This window comes from Corallococcus terminator, assembly GCF_003611635.1.
In the GTDB taxonomy this organism is placed as follows: domain Bacteria; phylum Myxococcota; class Myxococcia; order Myxococcales; family Myxococcaceae; genus Corallococcus; species Corallococcus terminator.
In genome coordinates this window covers 1-1,010 of sequence record NZ_RAVZ01000723.1, presented here as the reverse complement: position 1 = coordinate 1,010, position 1,010 = coordinate 1, and the positions used below count along the sequence as shown (strand labels likewise).

The window sequence follows — 1,010 nt, the reverse complement described above, 5'->3', positions numbered from 1 at the left end:
GCGTGGGGGTGGGGTCGGAAGAAGGGGACGAAGACATTGAAGCGGCCTCGCGCGCCTGCACAAGCAGGTGCGCTACGAAAGGTGCGATGGAAGAAGGGCCCGCCTGCCTGGGCTCCTGAAGGCACACCGGGAGCCTCACGGTCACAGGCCCACGAAGAAGAAGGGGACGTGACGCTCAGCCCGTGACGGGAGGGCCCTGGGCCGGACAGTTCACAGTCCGGGGGCGGTCCGCCAGCGGCGCGAGCCGGGACGGCAGCGCCTGGGCCAGCAGGCTGTGGGCCCGCGCGAGCACCTGGGCGTCGTAGCGCGCCAGCAGCGCGCGCAGGGAGTCCAGCCGGGGCACGAACGGCGGCGACGCGCGGTGGCTGACGCCGCCGGGGTCCACCCGATCGCGCGAGGCGGGCGCCGGCGTGCCCACCGGGTCCTCATGGAGGATGCCCGACACCCACCGCGCGCCCTTGCCGGAGGGCGCGCGCGTCACCGTCGGGGCGCGGGAGGCTTCCACCCCCGCCTGTCGGGGGGCTTCGAAGGTGGGGCCCGTCAGTCCCAGGAAGCCGGCGAAGGCCACCGCGCACACCACCGCCACCAGGGCGATCCTGGTCTCTCGGAGGGCTTCACGCCCGGAGGTGGCGGGGACGGTCGTCATCAAGAATGGGGGGGGGGGTCATCGCACCGGGGTGCGACAACCCCTGGCTGCGGAAAACCGTGCCAGCGGAATGCCTTTATACGCACTCAAGCTCGCAATTACCCCGGAAAATCATGCCCTTGGCGTCGAAATGGTCCTGATTTGACGCACCGGGATGATTTCAGCCCGGCTACAGATTGACGTTCCCACCTTCCAGGGGGTATTTGCTCTCACATCGTGAAAATGAGAACCATTCTCAACTTCGACGACGGGTTGGACGCGGCTCCAGTGCGCTCCCAGGCCTCGGGTGCCCGCCTCAACGAGGTGCGGGTGTCCGGTGGGCTGTTCCTGTCGGCGGATGCGACGGCGGAGGGGGCCTGGGGAC

The 1,010-nt window shown here is 69.7% G+C and carries 1 protein-coding gene; it reads right to left on the bottom strand.

Annotation, left to right across the window (positions count from 1 at the left end):
* Positions 1–175 precede the first annotated feature (175 nt).
* Positions 176–586 (bottom strand): hypothetical protein, encoded by a 411-nt coding sequence (locus tag D7V88_RS41795; RefSeq protein ID WP_120545986.1) that lies wholly within the window; start codon positions 584–586, stop codon positions 176–178.
* Positions 587–1,010 lie beyond the last annotated feature (424 nt).